This window comes from Bradyrhizobium sp. AZCC 1588 (genome assembly GCF_036924735.1).
GTDB lineage: Bacteria > Pseudomonadota > Alphaproteobacteria > Rhizobiales > Xanthobacteraceae > Bradyrhizobium.
In genome coordinates this window covers 6,520,979-6,540,259 of record NZ_JAZHSC010000001.1, presented here as the reverse complement: position 1 = coordinate 6,540,259, position 19,281 = coordinate 6,520,979, and the positions used below count along the sequence as shown (strand labels likewise).

General features: G+C 62.4%; 20 protein-coding genes. 7 read left to right on the top strand and 13 right to left on the bottom strand.

Annotation, left to right across the window (positions count from 1 at the left end; translation table 11 throughout):
• Window positions 1-228: 228 nt before the first annotated feature.
• Together V1277_RS30440 and V1277_RS30435 are read left to right on the top strand one after the other, a co-directional pair.
• Window positions 229-726, top strand: coding sequence for a calcium-binding protein (locus tag V1277_RS30440; protein WP_334419423.1), 498 nt, complete (start codon window positions 229-231; stop codon window positions 724-726).
• A gap of 82 nt (window positions 727-808) precedes the next feature.
• Complete coding sequence (locus tag V1277_RS30435; RefSeq protein ID WP_334419422.1) at window positions 809-1,186, top strand: hypothetical protein; 378 nt, start codon at window positions 809-811, stop codon at window positions 1,184-1,186.
• Between the two features lie 242 nt (window positions 1,187-1,428).
• Here V1277_RS30435 and V1277_RS30430 read toward each other — a convergent pair whose 3' ends face one another.
• The 12 genes from V1277_RS30430 to eno all read right to left on the bottom strand — a co-directional run bounded on the left by V1277_RS30430 (window position 1,429) and on the right by eno (window position 13,773).
• Complete coding sequence (locus tag V1277_RS30430) at window positions 1,429-1,593, bottom strand: hypothetical protein (RefSeq protein ID WP_334419421.1); 165 nt, start codon at window positions 1,591-1,593, stop codon at window positions 1,429-1,431.
• A gap of 89 nt (window positions 1,594-1,682) precedes the next feature.
• Window positions 1,683-2,651, bottom strand: coding sequence for a tripartite tricarboxylate transporter substrate binding protein BugD (locus tag V1277_RS30425; RefSeq protein WP_334419420.1), 969 nt, complete (start codon window positions 2,649-2,651; stop codon window positions 1,683-1,685).
• A 110-nt stretch (window positions 2,652-2,761) separates the two neighbouring features.
• Window positions 2,762-4,003 carry a threonine synthase gene (locus V1277_RS30420; protein ID WP_334420496.1) on the bottom strand — a complete coding sequence of 414 codons (1,242 nt, stop codon included), beginning with the start codon at window positions 4,001-4,003 and terminating at the stop codon, window positions 2,762-2,764.
• Between the two features lie 124 nt (window positions 4,004-4,127).
• The gene (lpdA, locus tag V1277_RS30415) at window positions 4,128-5,546 is read right to left on the bottom strand and encodes a dihydrolipoyl dehydrogenase (RefSeq protein ID WP_334419419.1); all 1,419 of its coding nucleotides are present in this window, start codon (window positions 5,544-5,546) and stop codon (window positions 4,128-4,130) included.
• A 140-nt stretch (window positions 5,547-5,686) separates the two neighbouring features.
• Window positions 5,687-7,039 (bottom strand): pyruvate dehydrogenase complex dihydrolipoamide acetyltransferase, encoded by a 1,353-nt coding sequence (locus V1277_RS30410; protein ID WP_334419418.1) that lies wholly within the window; start codon window positions 7,037-7,039, stop codon window positions 5,687-5,689.
• Between the two features lie 2 nt (window positions 7,040-7,041).
• A complete protein-coding gene (locus V1277_RS30405) occupies window positions 7,042-7,347 on the bottom strand; it encodes a DUF5076 domain-containing protein (RefSeq protein WP_028345892.1) in 306 nt (101 codons plus the stop codon).
• Between the two features lie 4 nt (window positions 7,348-7,351).
• Window positions 7,352-8,752 carry a pyruvate dehydrogenase complex E1 component subunit beta gene (locus tag V1277_RS30400; RefSeq protein WP_334419417.1) on the bottom strand — a complete coding sequence of 467 codons (1,401 nt, stop codon included), beginning with the start codon at window positions 8,750-8,752 and terminating at the stop codon, window positions 7,352-7,354.
• Window positions 8,753-8,855: 103 nt separating this feature from the next.
• Window positions 8,856-9,878 (bottom strand): pyruvate dehydrogenase (acetyl-transferring) E1 component subunit alpha, encoded by a 1,023-nt coding sequence (gene pdhA / locus V1277_RS30395; RefSeq protein ID WP_334419416.1) that lies wholly within the window; start codon window positions 9,876-9,878, stop codon window positions 8,856-8,858.
• Window positions 9,879-10,093: 215 nt separating this feature from the next.
• A complete protein-coding gene (locus V1277_RS30390; RefSeq protein ID WP_334375189.1) occupies window positions 10,094-10,411 on the bottom strand; it encodes an FtsB family cell division protein in 318 nt (105 codons plus the stop codon).
• 189 nt (window positions 10,412-10,600) lie between these two features.
• Window positions 10,601-11,155: an NADPH-dependent FMN reductase gene (locus V1277_RS30385; protein WP_334375188.1), complete on the bottom strand. Its 555-nt coding sequence runs from the start codon at window positions 11,153-11,155 to the stop codon at window positions 10,601-10,603.
• Between the two features lie 151 nt (window positions 11,156-11,306).
• The gene (locus V1277_RS30380) at window positions 11,307-12,443 is read right to left on the bottom strand and encodes a zinc-binding dehydrogenase (protein WP_334419415.1); all 1,137 of its coding nucleotides are present in this window, start codon (window positions 12,441-12,443) and stop codon (window positions 11,307-11,309) included.
• Window positions 12,444-12,489: 46 nt separating this feature from the next.
• On the bottom strand, window positions 12,490-13,773 hold the full coding sequence (gene eno, locus V1277_RS30375) for a phosphopyruvate hydratase (RefSeq protein ID WP_334419414.1): 1,284 nt from the start codon (window positions 13,771-13,773) through the stop codon (window positions 12,490-12,492).
• A gap of 178 nt (window positions 13,774-13,951) precedes the next feature.
• On the opposite strand from eno, the gene V1277_RS30370 reads away from it, so the two are divergent.
• The 5 genes from V1277_RS30370 (at window position 13,952) to V1277_RS30350 (ending at window position 18,167) form a co-directional block, all read left to right on the top strand.
• The gene (locus V1277_RS30370; RefSeq protein ID WP_334375185.1) at window positions 13,952-14,938 is read left to right on the top strand and encodes a Vgb family protein; all 987 of its coding nucleotides are present in this window, start codon (window positions 13,952-13,954) and stop codon (window positions 14,936-14,938) included.
• Window positions 14,935-15,309: a c-type cytochrome gene (locus tag V1277_RS30365; protein WP_334419413.1), complete on the top strand. Its 375-nt coding sequence runs from the start codon at window positions 14,935-14,937 to the stop codon at window positions 15,307-15,309. Before V1277_RS30370 ends, V1277_RS30365 begins: the two co-directional genes overlap by 4 nt.
• 55 nt (window positions 15,310-15,364) lie before the next feature.
• On the top strand, window positions 15,365-15,841 hold the full coding sequence (queF, locus tag V1277_RS30360; RefSeq protein WP_334419412.1) for a preQ(1) synthase: 477 nt from the start codon (window positions 15,365-15,367) through the stop codon (window positions 15,839-15,841).
• Between the two features lie 159 nt (window positions 15,842-16,000).
• Window positions 16,001-17,587, top strand: a complete 1,587-nt coding sequence (locus tag V1277_RS30355) for a tetratricopeptide repeat protein (RefSeq protein ID WP_334419411.1) — start codon at window positions 16,001-16,003, stop codon at window positions 17,585-17,587.
• Window positions 17,588-17,654: 67 nt separating this feature from the next.
• Window positions 17,655-18,167, top strand: coding sequence for a hypothetical protein (locus tag V1277_RS30350; protein ID WP_334419410.1), 513 nt, complete (start codon window positions 17,655-17,657; stop codon window positions 18,165-18,167).
• A gap of 50 nt (window positions 18,168-18,217) precedes the next feature.
• Here the strand turns inward: V1277_RS30350 and V1277_RS30345 are convergent, their stop codons facing one another.
• The gene (locus V1277_RS30345) at window positions 18,218-19,168 is read right to left on the bottom strand and encodes an ABC transporter substrate-binding protein (RefSeq protein WP_334420494.1); all 951 of its coding nucleotides are present in this window, start codon (window positions 19,166-19,168) and stop codon (window positions 18,218-18,220) included.
• Window positions 19,169-19,281 lie beyond the last annotated feature (113 nt).

Sequence of the window (19,281 nt, the reverse complement as noted above, 5' to 3'; positions counted from 1 at the left end):
GGCGTGTGCCAAAGGATCGGCGCACGAGCGCCTTTCGCGTCACCATATTGCCCCTGCGCAGCGCAAATCCGCCGCGCACACGTCCAGCCACGGGCCCGTTTTGCTGTTTCTTCTTCGATGCGGGTGAAGGATCCTGCCTCACGTCCTTCCCGCGCGCATCACGCGAGGCTTTCCCAAAGTCCGTGGTCGTTTCTAGTCCGTGAGGCCTCTGAGTAAGAGGTTCGACTAATGGCACGCTTCAATCTGAACAGGTTCTTCGACGACGGCCGTCTCGATGATTTTTTAGCCCGGTTTACGGGCGGCAGCGCCGACCATGATCATCTGAACGGCACGACGGGCAACAACGTCTTGTACTCCGGTGCCAAGGCGGACTCGGTCGCCGGCATGGCCGGTAACGACACGCTCAACGCCGGCTCCGGCGACGACAAGGTGTGGGGTGGCTCGGGCAACGACAATCTCTCGGGCGGCTCCGGCGGCGATCTCCTGGTCGGCGGCTTCGGCGCTGACCGCATGGATGGCGGCTCCGGCAACGACGTGCTGCTCAGTCGGTCGGACGCCGGCGAGATGGTCGCGGCCCAGGACGGCACGACCCAGATCTTCGCTGAGGAAACCGCAGCGTTCAAGGCGGTCAACGACACCCTCACCGGTGGCAGGGGCGGCGACACCTTCCGCTTCGAAGGCATGGTGAACGCGCAAGGACGAGATCGTCGCCAAGCATGTCAATGATGACGGCACCATCGACTGGGTCGGCGTCACCGGCGAGAACGGCGCCACGCATGATCACTGGGTCGACGGCTTCGGCAATGACGTGATCCGCGACTTCAACCGCGCCCAGGGCGACAAGATCGAAATCTCGGCGCACACCGCCGAGGTCAAGTCGATCGAGCACAAGGACAGCAACGGCGACGGCAGGAACGACTACAGCGTGATCACCGTCATCAGCCAGCAAGGCAATGCCGGCGCGCATGACGAGGATCTGCTCGGCACCATTACCGTCTACGGCAACCTCGTGAAGCAAAGCGATATCGCCGTTACCCAAACCGTGTATGGCGCTTACGAGAAGGCCGGCGAGCTCGGCGGCGCGCACTTCGATCTGGAAGACGACGGCGTGCTGGCCGGTGGCGGCACCGACGGCGGCCACCACAATGAAATGACGGCGATGGCAAACGTGGCTACCTACGCCTAAGCAGCGATCAAGGACAAGGACCACCGCCTCCTCCCGGCCCTTGTTCTGCAGCGTCCGGCGCCGATTAAATCGGAGCCGGGCGCTGGACTGCGTCGGCGTCACTCGCGACGAAGGAAGCAACAGGTCATAGTCCCAGCCGGTAGGTAGCCAGTTCGAAATAGAGCATCCGATCCATGAACGGCTTAGTCGCTGCAGTCAGAATAGATCGGACAAATCAGCACACTTACCAACGCATTTTCGCACTATTTCTTTCCGGGCGCGACCGGCGGAAGGTCAGCATCGCTGGTCACCTCTTTAGTCCCGCCCAATTCACCGCCGGTGAGAATGAATGCCGCAGCAGCCAAAGCGATGACTCCGCCGAGAATGAGTCCGATTGTGCCCTTGGTTCGGTTGTCTTTGTCAGCCATCGTGCGCTCCGTATAAGAGCGTTAACGTCCGCACTACCCGTAGGTTCCTGCCCTCGATCTTGCACATTCGCCCGCGTGCGCATCCGGAGCTAATCCACCTTGACGTTGGCAGCCTTGATCATCGGCCACCATTTTGCGATTTCGGCCTTTTGCCAGGCGCCGAGCGCTTCGGGCGTGAGCTTGTCCTTGGGCGGCATCTGTAAGCCGAGATTTTCAAGCTGCTTGCGCACCGCCGGATCGTTCAGCGCCTCCACCGCCGCCGCATTCAGCTTTGCGATCACGTCCTTCGGCGTGCCCTTTGGAACCCAGAGGCCGGACCACAGCGTCATGTGAAATCCAGGCAGCCCCGCCTCATCCACGGTCGGGATGTCGGACGCGGATTCCACGCGCTTGCTGTCCGTGATGGCATAGGCGCGGATATTGCCCGCGCGTACCTGCCCGATAGAGTTCGAGGTCTGGTCGACGATCATATCGATCTGGCCGGCAACGAGATCGTTCATCGCGGGGCCGGTGCCGCGATAGGGCACATATTGCAGCTTGATGCCGGTGACGTTCTCGAAATAGACCCCGGCGATATGGCTGCCGGAGCCGGCGCCTGCCGTGCCCGCGGTCGCCGGCGTCGGCTGCGTCTTCAGCCACGCCACAAATTCCTTCAGTGAGGTTGCGGGCACCGCCTTCTTGCTGACGATGATCATCGGATTGCTCGGCAGCAGCGCGACCGGCTCAAGGTCGGTTGTGAGGTCGTAGCCGAGCTTGTAGATCGCGCCATTGGCGACGTGGGTGCCGAGATGGCCGAAGCTGATCGTGTAGCCGTCAGGCGGCGAACGCACCGCCCGGCCGACGCCGACCGTACCGGCCGCTCCCGTCACGTTCTCGACCAGCACCTGCTCGCCGAGCGTAACCTTCATGCGCTCGGCGAGAATCCGCGCCATCGCATCCGACGGACCGCCGGCGGAGAACGGCACGATGATGGTGAGGGGACGCGAGGGAAAGCTCTGCGCTGCGGCGAGACTGACGAGAGCGAGCGTTGCAAGTACCGCAAGAACCAACCTTCGCATAACTACCTCCCTATTGCCCACTCCGTCATTGCGAGGAGCGAAGCGACGAAGCAATCCATACTTCCGTCGGAGCGAGATGGATTGCTTCGCTGCGCTCGCAATGACGGCCGCTACAGCTTGGCGTAGTCGATCGGCTGGTGGCGATCGAGCGTGCGCGTGACCGGCGGCAGCGGATATTTAAGCCCTGTCGCGCAATTGAACAGCATGACGCGATCGTTCTTCGTCACGCGGCCGTCGGCAAGGCTTTGCTGATAGGCAGCATACGTCGCCGCCCCTTCCGGACACAACAGCAGGCCCTCCTCACGCGCCACTTCGTTCAGCGCAGCAGAAATCTTCTCGTCCGGGACCGCGATCGCAAATCCCTTGCTCTCGCGGACCGCGCGCAGGATCAGAAAATCTCCGACCGCCTGCGGCACGCGGATGCCGGAGGCAATGGTATGGGCATCCTCCCAGCGCGGGGCATGCTCGGTACCGTTCTCGAAGGCGCGCACCATCGGCGCGCAGCCGGACGCCTGTACCGCCACCATCCGTGGCCGCTTCGCGCCGATGAAGCCGATGGCTTCCAGTTCGGCGAACGCCTTCCACATCCCGATCAGGCCGGTGCCGCCACCGGTCGGGTAGAAGATCACGTCGGGCATCTCCCAGCCGAGCTGTTCGGCGAGCTCAAGGCCCATCGTCTTCTTGCCTTCGATCCGGTAAGGCTCCTTCAGCGTCGAGGTATCGAACCAGCCGGCTTTTGCCTTCCCCTCGCCGACGATCTTGCCGCAATCGTCGATCAGACCGTTGACGCGATAGACGGTGGCGCCCTGCAGCTCGATTTCGCTGACGTTCACCTCCGGCGTGTCGGCCGGGCAGAAGATCGTGGTCTTGATGCCGCAGGAGGTAGCGTAGGCGGCCAGCGCCGCGCCCGCATTGCCGTTGGTCGGCATCGCCATGTGCTTGATACCGAGCGCCTTGCCCATCGACACCGCCATGACCAGGCCTCTAGCCTTGAACGAGCCGGTCGGCAAACGGCCCTCGTCCTTCACGATGATCTCGCCGCCGCCGATTTTTTTCGCAAGCTTCGGCAGCCGGATCAGCGGCGTCGTCACTTCGCCGAGGCTGACGATGTCCGTGACCTTACGCACCGGCAGCAGCTCGCGATAGCGCCACATGTCGGCTGGGCGCTGCGCGAGGGCTTCCTTGGTCAGCGCCTTCTTCACGCCAGCGAGGTCGTAGCGCACCAGTAGCGGCTTGCCGGCCTTGGAGAGGTTGTGGATCTGGTCGGCCTCGTACCGATCGCCTTCCATCGCGCATTCGAGATGGGTCACAAACGTCGGGCGTTCAATGGTCAGATTGTCGTTGTCTTTCACAACTGTTCTTTCTGGTTTGCTTGTCATTGCCGGGCTCGACCCGGCAATCCATCTTCTTCGCAAGACTCTTGTGAAGCGCGATGGATGCGCGGGTCAAGCCCGCGCATGACGGTTAGGGACTAGGCTAGATATTCAGTACGCGGCCGTAGGCATCCAGCACGGCTTCCTTCATCATCTCCGATAACGTCGGATGCGGGAATATGGTGTGCATCAATTCCTCTTCCGTGGTCTCCAGATTCATGGCGACCACGTAACCCTGGATCAACTCGGTCACCTCCGCGCCGATCATGTGGGCGCCGAGCAATTGCCCCGTCTTCTTGTCGAAGATCACCTTGACGAGGCCCTGGTCCTCGCCGAGCGCGATCGCCTTGCCATTGCCGACGAAGGGGAAGCGGCCGACGCGGATCTCGCGGCCGTTTTCTTTGGCCTTGGCCTCGGTCAAACCGACGGAGGCAATCTGCGGGTGGCAATAGGTGCAGCCGGGAATGAGGTTCTTGTCCATCGCGTGCGGATGCAGGCCCTTGATGGCCTCGATGCAGACCACGCCTTCGTGCTCGGCCTTGTGGGCGAGCATCGGGGGACCTGCGACGTCGCCTATGGCGTAGATGCCGGGGACGTTGGTCTTGCCGTAGCCGTCGATCACGACGACACCGCGGTCGGTCTTGACGCCGAGTTTTTCGAGGCCGAGACCTTCGACATTGCCGACCACGCCGACCGCCGAGATCACCCGCTCGAACTCGACCGTCTGCGGCTTCTTGCCGTCGTCGATGGTGCCGACCACGCTGTCGGCCTTCTTCTCGAGCTTCGTCACCTTGGTGTTTGAGAGAATCTTGATGCCCTGCTTCTCGAACCGCTTGCGCGCGAGACCGGCGATCTCCGCGTCCTCGACCGGGAGGATCTGCGGCAGCACCTCTACCACGGTGACGTCGGCGCCCATGGTGTGGAAGAAGGAAGCGAACTCGATGCCGATCGCGCCGGAGCCGACCACCAACAGCGATTTCGGCATGCGCTCCGGCACCATCGCCTCGAAATAGGTCCAGACCAGTTTCTTGTCGGGCTCGAGCCCCGGCAGCACGCGCGGCCGCGCGCCGGTCGCGAGGATAATGTGCTTGGCCTGATAGGCGCCCTCGCCGAGCGCGCCCTTCGGCGCTTCGACGGCGGATTTCTTCACTGTGACCTTCCCGGGCGCGTCGATCGACGCTTCGCCCCAGATCACCGTCACCTTGTTCTTCTTCATCAGGAAGCCGACGCCGTCATTCAGCCGCTTCGAAACGCCGCGCGAGCGTTGCACGACGGCTTTCGGATCGAACGATATTTTCTCCGCGGAGAGGCCGTAATCCTTGGCGTGCTGCATGTAGTGAAAGATCTCGGCCGAGCGCAGCAGCGCCTTGGTCGGGATGCAGCCCCAGTTCAGGCAGATGCCGCCGAGATAGGATTTTTCGATGATGGCGGTCTTGAATCCGAGCTGGGCCGAGCGGATCGCGGTGACGTAGCCGCCGGGGCCGGAGCCGATGATGATGACGTCGAAGGATGTGTCGGCCATGGCTATGTGCTCGTTATCGTCGTGCGACCATCACAGTTCTCAGTCATTGCGAGGAGCCCTTGCGACGAAGCAATCCACCTTGTCGCCGATGAGATGGATTGCTTCGCTGCGCTCGCAATGACGATGCGGCTACCCTCGCCTCACACCATCATCATGACGGGGTTCTCGATCAACTGCTTGAAGGCGCCGATCAGCTCGGCGCCGAGCGCGCCGTCGATCGCCCGGTGATCGCAGGACAGCGTCACGCTCATCATCTGCGCGATCTCGATCTTGCCGGCACGCACCACGGGACGCTCCTCGCTGGTGCCTACCGCAAGGATCGTCGCGTGCGGCGGATTGATCACGGCAGTGAAGTGGTTGATGCCGTACATCCCGAGGTTGGATACCGCCGTAGTGCCGCCCTGGTATTCTTCCGGCTTCAGCTTGCGCGCCCGCGCGCGCGCGGCAAAGTCTTTCATTTCGGACGAAATCGTGGAGAGTGTCTTGGTCTCGGCTTTGCGGATGATCGGCGTGATCAGGCCGCCGGGCATCGCGACCGCGACGCCGATGTCGGAATGCTTGTGCTTGACCATGCCGCCTTCGGTCCAGCTCACGTTGCAGTTCGGAATCTTCTGCAGCGCGACCGCCATCGCCTTGATGACGAAGTCGTTGACCGAGAGCTTGTAGAGCGGCTTCTTCTCCTTGTCCTTGGGGGCTGCGGCGTTGATTTCCTCGCGCGCGACCAGCAGCTTGCCGATGTCGCAGTCCATCGTCAGGTAGAACACCGGCACGGTCTGCACCGAGGCGGTGAGCCGTTGCGCGATGGTGCGGCGCATGCCGTCATGCGGCACGATCTCGTAGGAGCCTTCCTCGAACAGCGCCAAAATCTGCTTGTCGGACATCGACGGCGCAATGCTCGGACCCGCCACAGGCGCGGCGGCCGGGGCTTTCAGGCCCTTGCCGGATTTCGCATCCTCGACGTCGCGCGCAACAACACGGCCATGCGGGCCCGAGCCGTTGATGCGCGAAAGATCAATGCCCGCATCCTTGGCGAGACGGCGCGCGAGCGGCGACGAGAAGATGCGGGCCTGGCCGTTGCCCTTGGCAGCCGCCGCCTGGGGGGCAGGCGCGGGAGCCGCTGCGGGCGCAGGTGTTGGCGCCGGTGCCGCGGCAGCAGGCTTCGGCGCTTCCTTGGGCGCTTCTTTGGGTGCCTCCTTGGGCGCTTCAGCAGCCTTCGGCGCAGGCGCGGCGCCAGCCGCCTTCACGTCCTCGTCATCGCCGGCCAGCACCGCGATCACATCGTTGACGGGGACGTCCTGCGTACCCTCCGGCACCAGAATCTTGGCAATCGTACCCTCGTCGACCGCCTCGACTTCCATCGTCGCCTTGTCGGTCTCGATCTCGGCGATCACGTCGCCGGACTTGACCTTGTCGCCCTCTTTCTTGAGCCACTTGGCAAGGTTGCCCTTTTCCATCGTGGGCGACAGCGCGGGCATCAAAATGTTGATCGGCATCGTCAGTGACCCTGTTGCGACCGGGGCGTGGTGGAGCCCATGTCGGTCGGCCGGTTGATTTCGGCTTCGAACATCTCGACGATGCGCGCGAGCGCCTCGTCCTCGGTGTAGCCACTCTCGCGCGCATAGGCGCGGGCGGCGTGGCGGGCGATATCGACCAGCAAGAGGCCCCACATGTCAGGCTCCTCGAAGGCGCGCTGGAACGCGATCGAGAGCCCACCATCGACGACGAAGGCGCGCAGGACTTCAACGGCGTCCTCGCGGCCGATCACGTCCGGCGGCAGCGGTTGTTCGTTAGGACCGGCCATGGGCTTACCGATAAGAAACGGCTTTGGCGGCCGCGACCACCTCGGCCACGGAAGGCAATGCGAGCTTTTCGAGGTTCGCGGCATAAGGCATCGGCACGTCCTTGCCGGATACGCGCGCGACCGGCGCATCAAGATAATCGAAGGCGTGCTCCATGATGCGGGCTGCAATCTCTGCGCCGACGCCGGACTGCTGCCAGCCCTCTTCCACCGTCACCGCACGGCCGGTCTTCTTTACCGAGTTGACGATCGTCTCGGTGTCCATCGGGCGCAGCGTGCGCAGGTCGATCACCTCGGCCTCGATGCCTTCCTTCGCGAGCTCGTCGGCCGCCTTCAGCGCGTAGGTCATGCCATTCGACCACGAGATCAGCGTTACGTCTTTGCCCGAGCGAACAATACGCGCCTTGCCGATCGGGATCACGTAGTCGTCGAGCTTTGGCACCTCGCCGGTGTGGCCGTACAAGACTTCGTTTTCGAGGAAGATGACGGGGTTGGCATCGCGGATCGCGGCCTTGAGCAGCCCCTTGTAGTCGGCCGCCGAGAACGGCGCGATCACCTTTAGCCCGGGAATTTGCGAGTACCAAGCCGAGTAATCCTGGCTGTGCTGGGCGGCGACGCGGGCGGCGGCGCCGTTCGGGCCGCGGAAGACGATCGAGCAGCCCATCTGGCCGCCCGACATGTACAGCGTCTTGGCCGCGGAGTTGATGATCTGGTCGATCGCCTGCATGGCGAAATTGAACGTCATGAATTCGACGACCGGCTTCAGCCCCGACATCGCAGCCCCAACGCCGACGCCGGCAAAGCCATGCTCGGTGATCGGGGTATCGATCACGCGCCGCGCGCCGAATTCCTGCAAGAGCCCCTGGGTCACCTTGTAGGCGCCCTGATATTCCGCGACCTCTTCGCCCATGATGAAGACGTCGGGGTCGCGCCGCATCTCTTCCGCCATCGCATCGCGCAGCGCCTCGCGAATGGTCTGGGTGATCATCTCGGTGCCGGCGGGGACTTCCGGATCGGGCTCGGCGACCGCGGCCGGCGGCGCGGCAGGTGCCTTCTCGGCCTTGGGCTGCGGCGCCTCCGCTTTGGCTTCGGCGGGGGGCGCGGATTCCGCTGCCTTCGCCGCTTGCGCCGGCGCGCTCGCCTTGCCGAGGTCGGCCGCGCTCTCGCCGTCGGCCAGAATGGTCGCGATCGGCGTGTTGACGGCGACGTCGGCGGTGCCTTCCGGGATCAATATCTTGCCGAGCGTGCCCTCATCGGTCGCCTCGACTTCCATCGTCGCCTTGTCGGTCTCGATCTCGGCGATGACATCGCCCGACTTGATCGTCTCGCCTTCCTTCTTCAGCCACTTCGCAAGATTGCCCTTCTCCATGGTGGGCGACAGCGCAGGCATCAGCACTTGAATGGGCATATCGGCTCCCGAAAATAACTCATCAGTTGGTTCTGCGCTCGTTTGATCTGCAGGTCGCGAGAGCAGCAAACCAGGTCCCACGTTTTACGAACTATGCGTTGAATTACCTGTAGACGTCGGTCCAGAGCTCGGACGGATCGGGCTCGGGATCGCGCTGGGCGAAATCGGCGGATGCGTTGACGATCTCGCGGACCTCGGCGTCGATCGCCTTCAGCTCCTGCTCGCTGACCTTGGCGGCCAGCAGGCGATTGCGCACCTGCTCGATCGGGTCCTGGTCGGTGCGGATCTTCTCGACCTCTTCGCGGGTCCGGTATTTGGCCGGGTCGGACATCGAGTGGCCGCGGTAACGATAGGTCTGCATTTCCAGGATAAACGGCCCCTTGCCGGCGCGGCACCAGGCCACCGCCTCGTCCCCGGCGGCCTTCACCGCGCGCACATCCATGCCGTCGATCTGTTGGCCCGGAATGTTGAAGGAGGCGCCGCGCTTGGAAAAATCGGTCAGGGCCGAGGAGCGCGTCACCGATGTGCCCATGGCGTAGCGGTTGTTCTCGATCACATAGATCACCGGGAGCTTCCACAGCTCCGCCATATTAAAACTCTCGTAGACCTGGCCCTGATTGGACGCGCCGTCGCCGAAATAGGCGACGCTGACGAAATCATTGCCGCGATAGCGATTGGCGAAAGCAAGGCCGGTCCCGAGCGAAACCTGGGCGCCGACGATGCCGTGGCCGCCGTAGAAATTCTTCTCCATGCTGAACATGTGCATGGAGCCGCCTTTGCCCTTGGAGTAGCCGCCGCGGCGGCCGGTGAGTTCGGCCATGACGCCGTTGGCGTCCATCCCGCAGGCCAGCATGTGGCCGTGGTCACGGTATCCGGTTATGACCTGATCGCCCTTCTTCAGGGCCATCTGCATTCCGACCACCACAGCTTCCTGGCCGATATAGAGATGGCAGAAGCCGCCGATCGCACCCATGCCGTAGAGCTGGCCGGCCTTTTCTTCGAAGCGGCGGATCAGGAGCATGTCCCGCAGCGCCGCCAGCTCCTGCGCTTTGGTGAATTCCGGTGGAGACCCGTTTGCCTTCTCCTGCCCTGATTCTTTCGCGACGCTTTTCTTGGGTGCAGCCATGGCAATTCCGGGTGAAAGAGAGACGGATCAGCCCTCTCTATCCCAACTCAAACCGCCGTGAAAGGATTGCGTGCGCTGGAGAAAATATTGCTATACCGCAGTGCAATGTGGGCTGCGACATTTTCGAAATTGATTTCGCGATTTTTTGAAATTTGCGGACCGGTCACGCCAGCATCGCCCCCATGACGGCCGGGTTCGTGACGCCGGTTTGAAAATCAGTTCGACTTGATGGTCCGGACCAGATCGCGCGGATTGGCGTAGTCGAGCTGGAAGCGCGCGCGCTCATCCAGCATGTCGGGATCGACCCGGTCGGACCGCAGCAGCGATACCCGCTGCTCGCCCTCTGCCCGCTCCCGCTTCAGCCGCGCCAATTCCGAAGTCAGGGCAATGATTTCCTGATCAAGCTCCTGGCGCGCATTCAAACCGTATTTGCCGGTGTAAGCGTTGACGCCGAAATAGCCGACCATCATCGCCGCCACCGTATAGAGGGCGAGCCCGGTCAGGATGGATTTCAATCGGGTGCGGGAGACCATGCCGTCAAGATGCGACGGCTGGGTTAATGGAATCCTAAGAACGCGGCCTGACTGGCCCTCCCGTCATTGCGAGCGAAGCGAAGCAATCCATCTCTCCGCCCGTGAGGACAGCTGGATTGCTTCGTCGCTTGCGCTCCTCGCAATGACGGGGCGAGAGCACGCTCCTCGCGACGACGGGGGACAAACCGTTTACCCGTTCTGCTTCTCGATGAAGGCCGCAAACGCGTTGATGTATTGCTGCAGCACCTTCTGCACCGCTTCCTTCACGAGCTCGCCCTTCTCGTTAAAGGCGTCGCCGATGCCGTTGAGGTAGATTTCGGGCTGGCCGAGGATCGGACCGGAAATACCGGGCAGGATGTTCTGCAAATGCTTGGCGGCGTTGACGCCGCCGAGCGCGCCGGGCGAGTTGCTGACGATGCCGGTCGGCTTGCCGAGGAACGAGCTCTTGCCATAGGGGCGCGACCCGACGTCGATCGCGTTCTTCAGGACGCCTGGGATCGAGCGGTTATATTCGGGCGTCACGAACAGCACGCCGTTCGATTTCTGCAGCTTTTCGCGAAACGCCAGCCAGTCAGCCGGCGGTGCTGCTTCCAAATCCTGGTTGAAGAAGGAAATTTCATGCAGCGTAGTCACGTCGAGCTTGAGCGAAGCCGGCGCCAGTTTGGCGAGCGCATTGGCGACCTTGAGCGAAAAGCTCTCCTTGCGAAGAGAGCCGACGATCGTGACGATGGTATGGGTGGCCATTGGATTTCCCTTTTGAAGCAAAAGCGCCAGCGCTCCCTTACGCCAGATCAGCAGAAAGATGCAAGTGCATTAACTTATCTTTACGGCTGCCTCGGCATGCAAAAACAGGCCGCCTGAAAGGCAGCCTGTTCGCGGCGATAGAAGCGCGCGCTCACCCCTTGTTCGGATTGATCAGGAATTTCTCGCCGGTGGAGCGCTTGTTGTAGACGGCGATGTTGGAAAGCTGCAGCGTCTCCTGCAGCGACACTACCTGCGTGTAGTGGCTGGCAAAGGTGGTCTTGAGCTCGGACGCGACACGCTGGCGCAGCCGGCCGATTTCGGCGGGGCCGATCTTTTGCAGGAACGGCGTCAAGAGCCAGCCGCCGACGCCCCAGGTCAGGCCGAAGGTACGGCTGAGCTCGGTCGGACGATTGTCGAGGCTGCCGTAGATATAGACCTGCTTGTACACGTTCGAGCCGTAGCGGCTGTATTCCTTGGCGGTCTTGTTGGCCGCGATTTCCATGCAGGTAAGGATCTGGCTCGCCAGCTTGCCGCCGCCGATGGCGTCGAACGCAATGGTGGCGCCGGTTTCCACCAGGGCATTGGTCAGATCGTCCATGAACGTGTCTGCGGTGGAATCGACGACATATTTGGCGCCGATCTTGTGCAGGATGTCGGCCTGCTCCTTGCTGCGGACGATATTGACGAGGCCGATGCCGTCCTTGATGCAGATCTTGTTGAGCATCTGCCCGAGATTGGAGGCGGCCGCGGTGTGCACCAGCGCCTTGTGGTTCTCGCGCCGCATCGTTTCGGTCATCCCGAGCGCGGTCAAGGGATTGACGAACCATGATGCGCCGTCGGCCGGCGTGGTGCCTGACGGCAGCTCCATGACGTCCCTGACCTTGATGGTGCGATACTGCGTGTACATCGCGCCGCCGATCATCGAGACCGCCTTGCCCATCAGCGCTTTCGCGGCGTCCGAAGATCCGGTCCTGATCACCACGCCGGCACCTTCATTGCCGACGGGGAGCGACTGGTCGAGCCGCGCCGCCATCATCCGCATCGCCGATTCCGGCATCTTCGCGGTGATGACAGGCGCGTCCGCGCTACCGGATTCCTTGGCGGTCGACATGTCGGCCGGACCGATCAAGAGCCCGAGATCGGAGGGATTGATCGGGGTCGCCTCGACACGGACCACGACTTCGTCGTCGGCCGGCTCGGGCGTCGGGACATCGACCAGCGACAATTCGAGTTCGCCGCTCTTCTTGAGCAGCGAACGAAGTTGAAGCCCGCTCTTGCCGTCACTCATCGCCATCCTCCCCCTGGTGTCCGTCCTATCTGGTTGCGCCGATGCGTTACGCCAAGGCCTTCAGCGCCGATTTGCCGGCATATTTCGCCTGATTGCCGAGTTGCTGCTCGATGCGCAGGAGCTGGTTGTACTTGGCGGTGCGGTCGGAGCGGGCCAATGATCCGGTTTTGATCTGGCCGCAATTGGTGGCGACCGCGAGATCGGCGATGGTGGAATCTTCGGTCTCGCCGGAACGGTGCGACATCACGGACGTGTAGCCGTATTTGTGCGCCAGCTCGACGGCGGCAAGCGTCTCGGTAAGCGTGCCGATCTGATTGACCTTGATCAGGATCGAATTGGCGCGGCCGTTCTTGATGCCGTCGGCAAGGCGGGTGACGTTGGTGACGAACAGGTCGTCGCCGACGAGCTGGCACTTCTTGCCGATCAGGTCGGTCAATTCCTTCCAGCCGTCCATGTCATCCTCTGACATGCCGTCCTCGATCGTGACGATCGGATAACGCGAGACGAGATCGGCGAGATATTTTGCCTGCTCGGAACGCGAGCGGGTCTTGTTCTCGCCGCCGTAGACGTAATTGCCGTCCTTGAAGAACTCGGTGGCCGCGCAGTCGAGGCCGAGCATCACGTCGCTGCCCGCCTTGTAGCCGGCCTTGCCGATCGCGCTCACCACGAAATCGAGGGCTGCGTCCGCCGACGGCAGGTTCGGCGCAAAACCGCCCTCGTCGCCGACATTGGTGTTGTGGCCGGCCTTCTTCAGTTCGCTGCGCAGGGTGTGGAAGATTTCCGAGCCGCAGCGCAGCGCCTCGGCGAAGCTCGCGGCGCCCACGGGAAGGATCATGAATTCCTGGAAGTCGATCGGGTTGTCGGCATGCACGCCGCCGTTGATGATGTTCATCATCGGCACCGGCAGCGTCCGCGCCGAGGTGCCGCCGACGTAACGATAGAGCGGCATGTCGAAGGATTCGGCCGCCGCCTTGGCGCAGGCCAGCGAAACGCCGAGGATGGCGTTGGCGCCGAGCCGGCTCTTGTTCGGCGTGCCGTCGAGATCGATCATGATCTGGTCGATGTGGACCTGGTCCTCGACGGCCTGATCGCTGAGTGCCTCGAAGATCTCGCCGTTGACGGCTTCCACCGCCTTCTGCACGCCCTTGCCGAGATAGCGCTGCTTGTCGCCGTCCCGCAGTTCGACCGCCTCATGGGCGCCGGTGGACGCGCCGGAGGGAACAGCCGCGCGGCCGATCGAGCCGTCTTCCAGCACCACATCGACTTCAACGGTGGGATTGCCACGGCTATCGAGAATTTCACGGCCAATGATGTCGACGATGGCGGTCATGTCTTAAACTTTCCTGGAAATGGGTGGTCCGGTTTCGGGGGCGGTCTTACACGGGGAGCAAGCAAATGTGAACGCTTGAGGAATGGCCTTTTCCGGACGGCACCGCCTGGTCAGGATAAACTGCTCCAGGGTTGATATCGGCGTCCAAACCTTCACGTTCACAAGCCGGGGTAACGCAATGAACCGCCGCCAGTTTCTTAAAAACACCACTGCTGGAATTTTCGCCGCCCCCACCCTACTGCGCGCGGCCGCCGCGCAGGAAGGCCCGTTCCGGGTCAAATATTATCCGATCGATGGCGGCGTCGGCCTGCACGATGTCACGCCCGCGCGCGATGGCGCGATCTGGTTCACCGGTCAGCGCAATGGAACGCTGGGGCGATTAGACCCACGGGACGGCGCATTCAAGTTGATCAATCTCGGCAAGGGCGCATCGCCGCACGGCGTCGTGATCGGCCCCGACGGCGCGCCGTGGGTGACCGAGGGCGGACAGAACGCGATTGCGCGCGTCGACCCCGGCGACCACAAGGTGACGCTGTTCCGCCTGCCCGAAAAGGAGGCCTACGCCAACCTCAACACCGGCGTGTTCGACAAGAGTGGCATCTACTGGTTCACCGGCCAGTCCGGCATCTATGGCCGGCTCGATCCGAAATCGGGCGAAATGACCGTGTTCAAGGCGCCGCGCGGCGTCGGTCCTTACGGGATCACGGTCACCCCGAAGGGCGAGATCTGGTACGCCTCGCTCGCCGGCAATCACATTGCAAAGATCGATCTGGCGAGCGGCCAGGCGACCATCGTCGAACCGTCAACGCCAAAGCAGGGCGCGCGGCGGGTGTGGTCGGACTCCAAGAGCCGGATCTGGGTCAGCGAATGGAACAGCGGCCAAGTGTCGGTGCACGATCCGGCCGACGGCTCCTGGAAGGCCTGGAAGCTGCCCGGAAGCAATCCGCGGGCGTATGCCGTCTATGTCGACGACAAGGACAAGGTCTGGCTCACCGATTTCGGCGCCAACGCCATCGTGCGCTTCGATCCCGTAACGGAAAAATTCAACGCGTTCCCGAGCGACAAATCGGGCGCGAACGTGCGCCAGCTCGACGGCCGGCCCGGCGAGACCTGGGGCGCTGAATCCGGCAACGGCCGGCTGGTCGTGATACAGACGGCCGCGTGAGGCTCTTTGTCGTCCTGTCGCTGTTATCCCTTCTTCTGCCCGCTCCCGCCAATGCGGCGGAAGACGGCGCGCGGGCATTCACGCCCTGCCGCGCCTGCCATAGCCTCGATCCCGCGGAGCGCGGCCTGCCCGGCCCCAACCTGTCAGGCGTGATCGGACGCGGCGTGGCGGGTAACGCTGATTTCGATTACTCCCCTGTGCTGCGCAAAGCGCGCGACGACGGGCTGCGCTGGGACCCACAACGCCTCGAGACCTTCCTTGCTGATCCGGCGGGTATGTTTCCAGGATTATGGATGTCGATGCGCGGAATCGAGGACGCCGCGGAACGACAGGCGCTGGTGCGGTTTCTTGGCGACCCAGCCTCACGCTAGCGGTTGACGATTACCCCCGCAGCGTTCATGTCAGCCATCGCAAAGGACGATCACGATGGCCAAGAAATCAGTACAGAAATCATTGCCCAAATCATTGCAGCTCGGCCGCGCCGTGGAATGGCCTGATAGCCCTGAAAAGGCGCAACTCGACCCCGTGCCCAATCCGCAAGCCGGCACCAATTATCTGGTTCGCTTCACCGCACCGGAATTCACCTCGATTTGCCCCGTGACCGGCCAGCCGGATTTCGCGCATCTCGTGATCGACTATGTGCCGGGGCAATGGCTACTGGAATCCAAATCGCTAAAGCTCTATGTCGCGAGCTTTCGCAATCACGGCGCCTTCCATGAGGATTGCACGGTCATGATCGGCAAGCGGATCGCCGCCGAGATCAAGCCGAAATGGCTTCGCATCGGCGGCTACTGGTATCCGCGCGGCGGCATCCCGATCGACGTGTTCTGGCAGACCGGCAAGCTGCCCAAGGACGTGTGGGTGCCCGATCAGGGCGTCGCGCCCTATCGCGGGCGCGGCTAGGCGTTCAGAAGGTGGAACGCAGCGGACCTCCGAGAACGTTTGAGCTCGAGGGCCGAAAGGTCAGTTGCGCTGCCACGATCCACATATCCATTCAAGCACAGGCGCGAAAGTGTATAGTGCATCCATTCTTTTTCCAGATGCGTCAAAGGGAGGAAGGCCATGCGGAAGTCTCTCCTCGGGGTTGCCGTCGCAGCTCTTAGCCTATCGGCATCCCAGCCGCTGCTTGCGCAAGACGATGTGGATCAGCAGCTCGGTCAAGTGCATTTTGAAACCTCTTGCAACGAGGTGGCGCAGCGTCGCTTCGATCGTGCGATGCGCTATCAGCACTCCTATTGGTACGCCAACGCCAAAGAGATCTTTGAGGAGGTCATCAAGGCTGACCCCACATGTGCCATGGGATATTGGGGCATTGCGCTCACGCTGATGGACAACCCGCATGCCGCAATCCCGCGGCCGAATCTCGCGCCCGGCCTTGCCGCTATCACGAAGGCCAAGGAAATCGGGGCCAAGACCGAGCGCGAACGCGACTACATTGATGCCCTTATGGTGATGTACGCGGACTACGACAAAATTCCCCACGTCCAGCGCATGCGCGCCTTGCGGGATGCGCAAGCTAAAGTCGCAGCGAAATATCCTGATGACGACGAGGCTCAGATCGCCTACGCCATCACGCTCAACACGTCGGCGGACCTGAACGACAAGACATACGCCCAGCAGGCCAAGGGCGCCGCAATTCTTGAGCCAATGTCCGTGCGGCTGCCGCAGCATCCGGGCGTAACGCACTACCTGATCCATCTCTACGACTATCCGGCGACCGCACAAAAAGGTCTCGACGCCGCCAACCGGTACGCCAAGATCGCGCCGGCAGCGCCGCACGCCCAGCACATGCCGTCGCACATCTACACCCGCGTCGGATACTGGAAGGAATCGATCGCCTCCAACGTCGCCTCCGTAAAGGCAGCCAAGGCCGAGAAGTCGGTGGGCAATTATCTGCACGCGCAGGACTATATGGTTTACGCCCACCTTCAACTTGCCCAAGATCAGCAGGCGCGCGCCGTCATGAACGACATGGCAAGAGAGACCGACTTCAAGGCCACAGTCGCGGCGGCCGACTACGCGCTGGCGGCGTCGCCAGCTCGTTATGCGATCGAGCGCGGCGACTGGGACGCCGCCTCGCAACTGTCTGTCAGGCCGAGCGGCTTGAACTTCGCGATGGCCATCTCGCACTTCGCCCGCGCGCTCGGCGCCGCGCGCTCTGGCAAGCCGGAGGCCGCGAGGGCCGACGTCCAAAAGCTCGCAGAATTGCGCGACAAGTTGCGCGAAGCCAAGGATAATTATTGGTCGGGGATCGTCGATATCCAGCATCAGGTGGCCGTTGCCTGGGTACTTCACTCCGAGGGCAAATACGACGAAGCGCTCAAGGCCATGAGCGCTGCAGCGGAGGCCGAGGACAAGACCGAAAAGCATGTGATCACGCCAGGCCCGCTGGCGCCGGCGCGCGAGCTTTACGGCTTCATGCTGCTCGATCGCGGCATGGCCAAGGAGGCGCTTGCGGCCTTCGAGGCCACCAAGGCCAAGGAGCCGAACCGTCTCCAAGGCTACGCAGGCGCCGCCAAGGCAGCCGACCGGCTCGATGACAAGGTTGTGGCGCGAGACAACTATCAGCAACTCGTGGCGCTGACGGCGAATGCCGACACGGAACGGCCAGACGTCGTGGCGGCGAAGAAGTATCTCGCCAGCAACTAGTCCAACCAGCGGTGGTGCCATGAAGGCGGTAGGTCGTGTCGCCATTGTAGCAGCGTCGCTGGGAACTGTGCTGGCCGCGATGCTGGCATGGTCTGGTCTGCCACAGAACGCGGCCGCGACTGCGACCGCGCCGGTATGGACCGAGATGGCTTGGCCCTTCCCCAGCGATCCCTTTGGGAAGGGAAAGGCCTTCCGCTGTAAGGCGGCGGATTGCGGCGCCGAGGTGAACATTTATCTGCGTGCCAAGATCGGCTTTTGCAATTGCACGACTGGGATAGCCGATGACGACGATGTGGACCGCATGGGAGATCTTGTTCTCGTCGGCGAGGTCTCGCCGCTCGGCACCAGCCGTCCAATCAGAATTGCGTGGATGGAAGGTCGCAGCCGCGCTTACACGCTCAACGCTCGCAACCCGTCTGGCAAGACGGCGATCTCGGTCGTTTTCAGGGAACGCTGCGACATGATCGCTGCGACCGCTGTGCTCGGCCACAACGAGCCGGCAGCTGTCGAACCCAGCGTGATCGAGTTTCTCAATGGCAGCACTGTGATGCGCTGGGCCGAGATCACGCTTGGCCTCTAATCCGACTGCGAGAACTCGTCGGCAGTTCGCAAAGCGGCCGAATAGATCTCTTACTCAATTACTTCATCAGCGCCGCTGACGAGTGAAGGCGAAAATTCTCGTCCAAGTAACTTGGCGGCCTTAACGTTGATGATGAACTCCACCTTGGTGACAAGCTGGACCGGAAGATCGGAGGGCTTCTCGCCTTTGAGGATGCGCCCGACATACATGCCCGCGCGTCGATGCGATTGCGCAAAGTCTCCCCCATAGCTCATCAAGCCGCCTGCGGCAGGGAAGTCTCGGGATTGGGTAATTGCGGGCACGCGATATTTCATCGCGAGCTCGGCCAGCTCTCTACTGCGAAATGCGAAATAAGGGTCCGAGGTAAAGACGAGCCCACCCGCTTCCTGAGCTGTGGTGGAGAAAATAGGCTCGAACTCCCTTTCATTACTTGCGTTCAACACCTGTAGATGCACTCCCAGGGTTTCGGCAGCCGAGCGTAGCTTCTGCAATTGTGAATTGGCGGTTGGACTTGTGGGGTTGGCGACCACCGCCAATTTTGCTGCGGTCGGCAGTAATTCATGCATCAACTCAAGCCGCTTCGGCGACACGTCGACGCTCAGGCTCGAAACCCCCGTGATATTGACGCCCGGCCGCCGCAAGCTGTCCACGACACCTAACTGAACAGGGTCGCCCCCCATCTCAAAGACGATTGCATTATTCGCGCCGACGGCTTTCACGGCGAGCGCAACCTGCGCGCCGCCGGGCGCGACGACGACGTCGACATTGCGGGCGACCAAGTTGGCAGCCAAGGCAGGCAATTGCGTGTATTGCCCTCCGGCCCACTGATAGAGAATGGTAACATTACGGCCTTCGACAAAGCCGGCTTCGCCAAGTCCTTGGTGAAAAGCTTTGAGTCGACTGGCAAACAGCTCCGGAGATTCCGCGCAAAGATAGCCGATGACCGGCATCGCCCGTTTTTGCGCGTGTAGCGAGGTTGTCCACGTGGCGGCGCCCGCCATCAACGAGAGAAAGTCTCGCCGACTGACGCATCTGCGCCACGCTGTTGCATTGAAGTTGGCACTCTTCATACCATTCACCCAATGGGCGGTCCGTCGGCCGTTGATCCCAGCAT